Source organism: uncultured Propionibacterium sp., from assembly GCF_963539965.1.
GTDB lineage: Bacteria > Actinomycetota > Actinomycetes > Propionibacteriales > Propionibacteriaceae > Propionibacterium.
In genome coordinates, this window is sequence record NZ_CAUTOU010000003.1 from 57,929 (window position 1) to 66,462 (window position 8,534).

At 72.7% G+C, this 8,534-nt stretch carries 7 protein-coding genes; all 7 read right to left on the reverse strand.

Annotated features, from left to right (window positions below; genetic code table 11):
• Positions 1-73: 73 nt before the first annotated feature.
• Positions 74-790: an FtsQ-type POTRA domain-containing protein gene (locus R2N01_RS01905; RefSeq protein WP_316667889.1), complete on the reverse strand. Its 717-nt coding sequence runs from the start codon at positions 788-790 to the stop codon at positions 74-76.
• Positions 787-2,220 (reverse strand): UDP-N-acetylmuramate--L-alanine ligase, encoded by a 1,434-nt coding sequence (gene murC / locus R2N01_RS01910; RefSeq protein WP_316667890.1) that lies wholly within the window; start codon positions 2,218-2,220, stop codon positions 787-789. Before murC ends, R2N01_RS01905 begins: the two co-directional genes overlap by 4 nt.
• Entirely contained in the window at positions 2,207-3,316 is a 1,110-nt protein-coding gene (murG, locus tag R2N01_RS01915) for an undecaprenyldiphospho-muramoylpentapeptide beta-N-acetylglucosaminyltransferase (protein WP_316667905.1), read from the reverse strand. Before murG ends, murC begins: the two co-directional genes overlap by 14 nt.
• A complete protein-coding gene (locus R2N01_RS01920; RefSeq protein ID WP_316667892.1) occupies positions 3,316-4,623 on the reverse strand; it encodes a putative peptidoglycan glycosyltransferase FtsW in 1,308 nt (435 codons plus the stop codon). Before R2N01_RS01920 ends, murG begins: the two co-directional genes overlap by 1 nt.
• Position 4,624: 1 nt before the next feature.
• Positions 4,625-6,088 carry a UDP-N-acetylmuramoyl-L-alanine--D-glutamate ligase gene (murD, locus tag R2N01_RS01925; protein WP_316667894.1) on the reverse strand — a complete coding sequence of 488 codons (1,464 nt, stop codon included), beginning with the start codon at positions 6,086-6,088 and terminating at the stop codon, positions 4,625-4,627.
• A gap of 16 nt (positions 6,089-6,104) precedes the next feature.
• The gene (gene mraY / locus R2N01_RS01930; protein WP_316667895.1) at positions 6,105-7,199 is read right to left on the reverse strand and encodes a phospho-N-acetylmuramoyl-pentapeptide-transferase; all 1,095 of its coding nucleotides are present in this window, start codon (positions 7,197-7,199) and stop codon (positions 6,105-6,107) included.
• Positions 7,196-8,534 (reverse strand): UDP-N-acetylmuramoyl-tripeptide--D-alanyl-D-alanine ligase (murF, locus tag R2N01_RS01935; RefSeq protein ID WP_316667897.1); only part of this gene is annotated, 1,339 nt, incomplete at its 5' end. The genes murF and mraY, both read right to left, overlap by 4 nt.

Consider the following 8,534-nt stretch of genomic DNA (forward strand, 5'->3'; position numbering starts at 1 on the left):
GAGACATCGGGTTCGCCTCGACCGGGGGGTCGCCCCCACCACCGTTCCGGCGGGCCGGCGGCCCCGTGACGGCTCAGGAAACGGCGGGCCGGGAGGGCGCCGAGACGTCGTAGTTCGTGTAGTCCCCGCCCTGGGACCACAGCACCCCGATGACCGAGGCCTTCTCATCGGACTGCTCGGCGCTGCCCCAGAAGATGGTGATGGCGCCGTCGATCAGGAAGCTGATCGAGTCCACGGAGCCGGCGTTGACCGAGGTGAGGCGGTCGCGCAGGTCCTGCGGCAGGGCGCTCGTCGCGGTGGCGACGTCGGCGCGCAGGTCCTGGTCGTCGGCGTCGGCGAGCACCGCGACGGGCGCGGCCGCCCGGTCCGTGCTCGTGGCGAAGACGACCCCCTCGGAGTCGACCTGCCCGTAGGCGTCGGCCTGAGCGATCTGGTAGACCGCGGTGCGTTCGGTGACCTCGATGCGCACCGTGCCGGGCCAGGAGCGCACGATCCGGGCACCGGCGATGGTCGCCAGCTGTTCGACGCGATCGGCGATCGCGTCGCCGTCGAGGCGCGCGAGCGGGGTCTCGGAGGGCACCGCCGCAGCCGCCTTCACGTCGTCCGGCGAGGTCCGCGTGAGGCCGGTGACCTCGACGTCGCGGACGACGAACACCGGTGAGAAGCCGACCAGCCAGACGAGCACCGCCACGACGAGGACGCCGGCCGTGGTGACGGCGATCCTCCTGTTGCGCCGACGGGCCCTGGCCCGCTGGCGCACCCGCAGGGCCTGGTCGAGGTCGGAGCTCATGGGCGGTGCGCCCTCAACCGTTCGAGCAGGGCCGGGCCGACGCGGGTGACATCGCCGGCGCCGATCGTCATGACGAGATCGCCGCCCCGCACCAGGTCGGCCAGCTCACCGGGCAGAGCGGTCTTGTCCTCGACGTAGTGCACATCCGCCCCGGCCGCCTTCGCGGCGTCGGCGACGAGCTGGCCGGTGACCCCGGGAACGGGCTCCTCGCGGGCCGGGTAGACGTCAGTGGGAACCACCAGGTCGGCCTGGGCCAGCGCCGCGCCGAACGCGTCGGCGAAGTCGCGGGTGCGGCTGAACAGGTGGGGCTGGAAGCAGGCGACCAGGCGCCCGCGCCCGGCCACCCTGCGGCCGGCGGACAGGGCCGCGACGATCTCGGTGGGGTGGTGGGCGTAGTCGTCGACGACGGTGACCTCGCCGCCGGCCGCCGGAGCGGTGCCGACGAGCTGAAAGCGGCGGTGGGTGCCGGCGAACGACGCCGCACCGGAGAGCAGCGCACCCTCGTCCAGGCCCAGCAGGAGGCCGACGGCGAAGGCCGCGGCCGCGTTCCACAGGTTGTGGCGGCCGGGCACCGACAGGTCGAGGTCGTGCCCGTGGCCGCCGTGGCTCAACGTCGCATGGCTGGTCATGCCGGAGAACCCGATGCCGCTCAGGCGCACGTCGAGGCCGGCGGACTCGCCGTAGGTGAGGATCCGGGCACTCACCGAGGGATCCGCGCGCAGCCGGGCGGTCAGCGCCCTCGCGCCGGTGTCGTCGCCGTTGATGACGATCTGCTCGACCGATCCGGCGGTGGCGAATCGGGTGAAACCGGCCGCGTAGTCCTCGGGGGAGCCCCAGTTGTCGAGATGATCGGCCTCGACATTGGTGATCACGGCGATGTTCGTCGGGTACTGCCAGAAGGAGCCGTCCGACTCGTCGGCCTCGACGATGAAGGGGGTGCCGCGTCCTATGCGGGCGGACTCCCCCGTCGTGGCCAGCGGCGAGCCGATGACGTAGCTGGGGTCGGCGCCGGCGGCCGTGGCCATGGTGGCGATCATCGCGCTGGTGGTCGTCTTGCCGTGGGTGCCGGCCACCGAGACGGCCCGGCGACCGAGCATGAGTGCGGCCAGTGCCGTGCTGCGGTGCCAGACGCGCAGCCCGATTCGGCGGGCCGCGACGAGTTCGGCGTTGTCGGGGTGGACGGCGCTGGAAACGACGACGGTGCCGACGCCCTCCAGATGGGCCGGGTCGTGGCCGACGCGGGCCGGGATGCCCAGGGACGCCAGGTGCCGCAGGACCGGCGAGTCGGCCTGGTCGCAGCCGCTGACCGGGATGCCGAGCTCGTGGTAGCCGACGGCGATGCCGCTCATCCCGGTACCGCCCATGGCGATGAGGTGCAGGACGCCCAACTGGTCCGGGGCGATGAGTTCGACGGGCTCACGCAGTGCCACGGCGGGCCTCCTCGAGAACCGCCCCGGCGACGCGCTCGGCGGCGCCGGGCGGCATGATCGCCCGGGCCGCGGCGCCCATCCGCTCGACGCGCGCCGCATTCCTCATGACGGGGACGAGCTCGCGGACCAGACGGTCGCGGTCGAGTTCCGCGTCGGGCACGAGCAGGGCCGCGCCGGCGTCGACGAGTGGTCCCGCGTTGCGCGCCTGCTCGCCGTTGCCGATCGGCAGCGGCACCATGAGCGCGGGCAGGCCGACGACGGCGGTCTCGACGACGGTGCCGGCACCGGAGCGGGCCAGCATGAAGTCGGCTGCGGCGTAGGCGTTGTCCATGTCGTCGACATAGGCCAGCGGGTGGTAGCCGGCGCCGGTGGACTCGTCGACGACGGGCTCGTCGCCGTGGAAGTTCTTCATGCCGAGTACGTGCAGCACCTGGACGCCGGCGCCCAGCAGATCGTCGCGGGCCTCGATCACGGCGCTGTTGATCGAGCGGGCGCCCGAGGAGCCGCCCGAGACGAGCAGTACGGGCAGGTCCTCGCGCAGACCGTACTCGGCGCGGGCGGCGGCGCGGCGCGAGGCCCTGCCCTGCTCGGCCAGCTCGGCGATGGCGGTGCGCACCGGCAGTCCCACCTGGCGGGCCCCGCGCAAGGGGGTTCCGGGGAAGGAGGTCAGCACCGCCGCGGCGAAGCGGGAGGCGACCCGGTTGGCCAGGCCGGGAAGGGCGTTCTGCTCGTGGATGACCACGGGTGTGCGCCTGCGGCGGGCGGCCAGGTAGACGGGCATCGAGACGTAGCCGCCGAAGCCGACGACCACATCGGCATGGGCGTCGTCCAGGATCCTCCCGGCCTGGCGGACCGCCGTGCGCAGGCGGAGGGGGACCTTGAACAGCTCGGCGGTGATCCTGCGCGGCATCGGCACCGGCGGGATGAGGCGCAGCTCCAGGCCGGCCTCGGGGATGACACGGGTCTCCAGGCCCTTGGGCGTGCCGATGCACAGCACCGTCCCGCCCGGGTCGAGGCTCCTCAGCTGTTCGGCGGTGGCGATGAGCGGCGAGGTGTGACCGGCCGTTCCGCCTCCCGCCAGCACGACGTTGACCATCATCGTCCCTTTCCGTCGACTACCGAGGTGACGCGCACGGTACGCTCCTGCGCGGGTGCGGAGCGCCGCTTCAGGGCGGCCTTCGCCTCCGGTTCGTGGCGGGCGGCGGCCAGCAGGGCCCCGACCGCCATGAGGTTGGCGATGAGTGAGGAGCCGCCGTAGCTGATGAACGGGAGCGGCACACCGATGACCGGCAGCCATTTCATGGCCACGGCGATGTTGAGTATCGCCTGGATGAGCAGCCAGGCCGTCACCGAGGCGGCGACCATGCGCCAGAAGACGCGGGTGCTGCGGGTGGCGATGCGCATGCCGACCAGGCCAAGCACCAGGAACAGGCCGATCACGACGAGCGTGCCGAGCAGTCCCATCTCCTCCCCGAGCACCGCGAAGACGTAGTCGTTGAGGGCGCCGTCGTACAGGCCGCCCCACTTGGCGCGGCTGCGGCCGAGCCCGACGCCCCACCAGCCGCCGGTGGCCAGCGCGTAGATGGCGTTCAGCGGCTGCTCGGAAGTACCGACGGTGCCCGAGCCCGAGAGCAGGGCCTGGATGCGCTGCACCCGCCCCGGGCTGGTGGCGGTCATGACCGCGACGAGCGCCGCGGCGGCCGCGAGGACGGCGGCGAGCAGTCGCCAGGAGGTGCCGATGAACCAGAACATCGCCAGCATGATCGCCAGCAGGACGACCCCCGTGCCGAGGTCGTGCCCGCCGAAGACGACCAGGCCGATGATGGCGCCGAAGCCGAAGACGGCCGGGACGAAGAGCCTCTTGGGCTCGTCCAGCTCCTTGCGCTTGGCCGCGAAGACGCCGGCCGTCCACAGGACGAGGCCGAGTTTGGCGAACTCGGAGGGCTGCAGGCTGACCGGCCCCAGATGGAGCCAGTTGCGGTTGCCCTTGTTGGAGGCGCCGTCGCCGGCGTCGCCCAGCGGGCTGAAGACGACCAGCAGCTCGGCGAGGATCATCGCGATGACGAGCACCCACCCCAGCAGGCCCAGCGCCCGCTCGCTGCGCCGCGAGACCCACCAGGCCGCCGGGACGCCGATGCCCAGGTAGATCATGTGGCGGGTGAAGAAGTAGTACGAGTTGCCCAGGTTCTCGGCGGCGTAGACCGACGAGGAGCTGAGCACCATGAGCACGCCGAGGCCGACGAGCAGCCCGACGCAGGACAGCACGAGGTAGTAGTCGGCGGCGGGGCGGGTGACGGCCTCGCTCAGCGGGCCGGCGCTCAGGCCGTCCGGATCCGGGCGCCGGCCCGGGCCGGACCGGCGCCGGTCGTCCGATCCGTGCGAGCGCTCGCCGGGGGCGGCCATGTCAGGCGCCCCGACCGGTGACGTCCCGGACGGCCGCGGCGAAGTCGTCGCCGCGCTGCGCGTAGCCGGGCCACATGTCCTTCGAGGCGCAGCCGGGGGCCATGAGCACCGTGTCGCCGGGGAGAGCCATCCGAGCCGCACGGCGCACGGCCTCGGCCATCAGCGACGTGTCGGTGCCGTCGAGGACGACGACCGGGACCTCTGGGGCGTGCTCGGCCAGCGCCTCGGCGATGACCCGCCGGTCGGCGCCCAGCAGGACGGCGCCGCGCAGGCGGTCGCGGTGGGCGCTGATCAGGTCGTCGAACGAGGTGCCCTTGGCCTGACCGCCGGCGATCCACACGATGCGCTCGAAGGCGCGCATGGACGAATTCGCGGCATGCGGGTTGGTCGCCTTGGAGTCGTCGACCCAGCGCACACCGCCGGCCTCGGCGACGGTCTCGATGCGGTGTCCTCCGAGGCGCAGGTCGCGCAGGCCCCGGCCGATGGCCGGCGCCGCGACACCGAAGCTGCGCGCCAGCGCCGCCGCGGCCAGGGCGTTCTCGACGTTATGCGGGGCGTACGGCCGGACGTCGTCCAGCGAGGCCAGCGGCAGGGCCGAGGTCTGGCGCCGGGCGACGAAGGCGCGGTCGACGATCTGTCCGTCCACGACACCCAGCTGCGCGACCGACGGGATGGCGAGGGTGAAGCCGATGGCGCGGGCCCCCTCGACGACATCGGCCGCGGCGACCATCTCACGGGTGGCCGGCTCGGCGACGTTGTAGACGCACGAGCGGTGCACTCGATGGTAGATGCGGGCCTTGTCGGCGCCGTAGGCGGCCATCGCCGCAGCAGTGCCGCCGGCGGCGTAGGCGTACCACTCGAGGTGATCGGCGTGCAGGTTCAGGACGGCCGCCGAGTGCAGGGCCAGCGAGGGCGACCAGTGCAGCTGGAAGCTCGACAGCTCGACGGCGAGGACCTCGTAGCCGGCCGGGTCGTTGATGGCCTCGATGATCGGGCGGCCGATGTTGCCGACGGCGGCGGACCTGAAGCCGCCGGCGCGCAGCATCGAGTCGAGCATCTGGGTGGTGGTCGTCTTGCCGTTGGTCCCGGTGACGCCCAACCAGGTGATCCGGCGGTCGACGGGCATGAGCCGCCAGGCGAGCTCGGGCTCGCCCCAGACGGGTATGCCCGTTCTGGCGGCCTGGGCGAGCAGCGGCCGGTCGGGGCGCCAGCCCGGGGAGGTGATGACCACGTCGGCGCCCTCGGGCAGGCGGGCGCTGGAGCCGGGGCCGAGGCGGACCTCGGCCCCGAGGGTCTCGAGGATCCGGCCGTGCTCGTGCAGTGAGGGGTCGTCGCCGTCGTCCAGGACGGTGACGGCGGCGCCCAGCTCGAGCAGCGCATCGGCGGCGGCGTACCCGGACGCGCCCAGGCCGGCGACGACGGCACGGGCCCGCGGCCACGGCGAGGTCCGCTCAGCGGCGGCCATCCAGTCCTTCACGATCTCACCACCCCCAGATCCAGCCGCCGTAGAACAGGGCGAGGGCCACGGCCACGCACACCCCGCAGATGATCCAGAAACGGATCACCACCGTGACCTCGTCCCAGCCGACCATCTCGAAGTGGTGGTGGAGCGGGGCCATCTTGAACACGCGTCTGCCGTGCGAGACCTTGAAGTAGCCCACCTGGATCATCACCGAGGCGGTCTCGATGACGAACAGCATGCCGAGCACGATGAGCAGCAGCTCGGTGCGGGTGTAGATCGACAGGGCGGCCATCGCGGCGCCGAGCGCCAGGGAGCCGGTGTCGCCCAGGAAGATCTTGGCCGGCTTGGCGTTCCACCACAGGAAGCCGAAACAGGCCCCGGCCAGGGCGATGGACACCACCGCCAGGTCGTTCGGGTCCCGCACCGTGAAGCAGCGCGGGCCGTGGTTGCCGCCGGTGACGCACCACTGGTTCGCCTGGAAGATGCTGATCAGCGCGTAGGCGGCGAAGACCATCGTCGAGGCGCCGGTGGCCAGGCCGTCGAGTCCGTCGGTGAGGTTGACGGCATTGGAGCCGGCCGTGATGAGCAGGGTCATCCAGATGATCGCCACCACGACGGGCAGGCGCAGCCAGTCGATGTCGTGGACCAGCGAGACCGCCACGGTGGCCGGGCGCGCGCCCACGTTCTTGGCAACGCCGGGGTCCGCTGCGGCCGGGAACAGCAGTGAGGCGACGCCGAACAGGACGCCGATGAGGCCCTGTCCGATCATCTTGCCGCGCGGGGTCAGGCCGAGCGATCTCTGTTTGGAGATCTTCGTCCAGTCGTCCAAGAAGCCCACGAAGCCCGTCGCGACGAAGACGGCCAGTACGAGCAGGCCGGAGACCGTGACAGAGGACCGGGAGATCAGGTGCGCCAGGAGGTAGGCCGCGACGACGGCGAGGAGGACGACCACGCCGCCCATGGTTGGCGTGCCGCGCTTGGTGCGGTGGCTGGTGGGCCCGTCGTCGCGGATGAACTGGCCGTAGCCGCGGTGCACGAGGAAGACGATGAAGAAACGGGTGCCCACGAGGGTGGCGGCCATGGCGATGATGGCTGCCGAGAGAATCGTGATCATCGCGCAGTCCCTTCCTCGTCACGGCCGATGAGCTGTGCGGTGACATCCTCGAGCGCCAGCACGCGGCTGGCCTTGACGAGCACGACATCGCCCGGGCCCAACTCTAGTGAACCGGCGATGTCCCCCTTGTCGGCAACCCGGGCGCGGGTCCCGGACGGCGCGCTCCCCCGCGCACCGGCGGCGATGAATCGCGCGTATTCGCCGACGGCGACGACCTCGTCGTAGCCGAGCGAGGCGGCCAGGGACCCGATGCCCTCGTGCAGGGCCTCCGCGTCCCGGCCCAGCTCGGCCATGTCGCCGATCACGGCGATCAGCCGGGCGCCGGGGGCGACGTCCTTGCGGGCCGCGCCCATGGCCGCGACGGTGCGCAGCGCGGCGGCCATCGAATCGGGATTGGCGTTGTAGCAGTCGTTGACGATCGCGGCGCCGGAATCGGTCTCGGCCAGCTCCATGCGCAGCGGCGAGCGGGTACGGGCGCCCCCGAGCGCCCTGCCCACGTCGGCGAGGGGGGCGCCGACGGCCATCGCCATGGTGGCGGCCGCGACGGCGTTGGGGACCTGGTGGGCGCCGATGACGCCGAGGCGCACCGGCGTCCGGCCGTGGACGCCTTGGCGCAGGGCGTGCAGCATGAAGGAGCCCCGCTGGAGAGCGTCCAGGACGACGTCGTCGGCCCAGACGGCCAGCTCGGCGGGATTCGCGGGCCTGCCGACCGCCCAGCGGGCGATGCGGGCGGAGGTGCACCCGGACATGGCCGCGACGTACTCGTCGTCGTCGTTGAGGACCGCCCAGCCGTCGGCCGGCAGGGCCTCGAGGATCTCGCTCTTGGCCCGGGCGATGGCCTCCCGGCTGCCGAACTCGCCGAGATGGGCGGTGCCGATGTTGAGCACGGCGGCGACGCGCGGCGGGACCATCCGGCACAGCCGCCTGATGTGGCCGATGCCCCGTGCGCCCATCTCGGCGACGAGGAAGCGGGTTCGCTCGTCGATCCCGCAGGCGGTCAGCGGGACCCCGATCTCGTTGTTGTGGTTGCCGGTGGGGCTGACGGTGGGGCCGAAGTGCTCGAGCACCTGGGCGAGCAGATCCTTGGTGGAGGTCTTGCCGCTGGAGCCGGTGACGGCGAGGGTCGCCATGCCGCGCCCGGCCTCCTCGTCGACGAGGGCCCGCGCCAGCCCGGCCAGGGCGCCGAGGGCGTCGGGAACGACGATGCGCGTCAGATCGGCCTCGGCGTCGTGACCGATGACGGCCGAGGCGGCGCCCCGCGCGGCGGCAGCGGCGGTGACGTCAGCCCCGACGGCGTGCTCGCCGGGCAGGCCGATGAACAGGGAGCCCGCCGTG

What these genes read in the sequence shown, in the direction of transcription:
- R2N01_RS01905 (WP_316667889.1), bottom strand. Translation starts at nt 790, where the DNA reads ATGAGCTCCGACCTCGACCAGGCCCTGCGGGTGCGCCAGCGGGCCAGG.
- murG (WP_316667905.1), bottom strand. Translation starts at nt 3,316, where the DNA reads ATGGTCAACGTCGTGCTGGCGGGAGGCGGAACGGCCGGTCACACCTCG.
- R2N01_RS01920 (WP_316667892.1), bottom strand. Translation starts at nt 4,623, where the DNA reads ATGGCCGCCCCCGGCGAGCGCTCGCACGGATCGGACGACCGGCGCCGG.
- murD (WP_316667894.1), bottom strand. Translation starts at nt 6,088, where the DNA reads ATGGCCGCCGCTGAGCGGACCTCGCCGTGGCCGCGGGCCCGTGCCGTC.
- mraY (WP_316667895.1), bottom strand. Translation starts at nt 7,199, where the DNA reads ATGATCACGATTCTCTCGGCAGCCATCATCGCCATGGCCGCCACCCTC.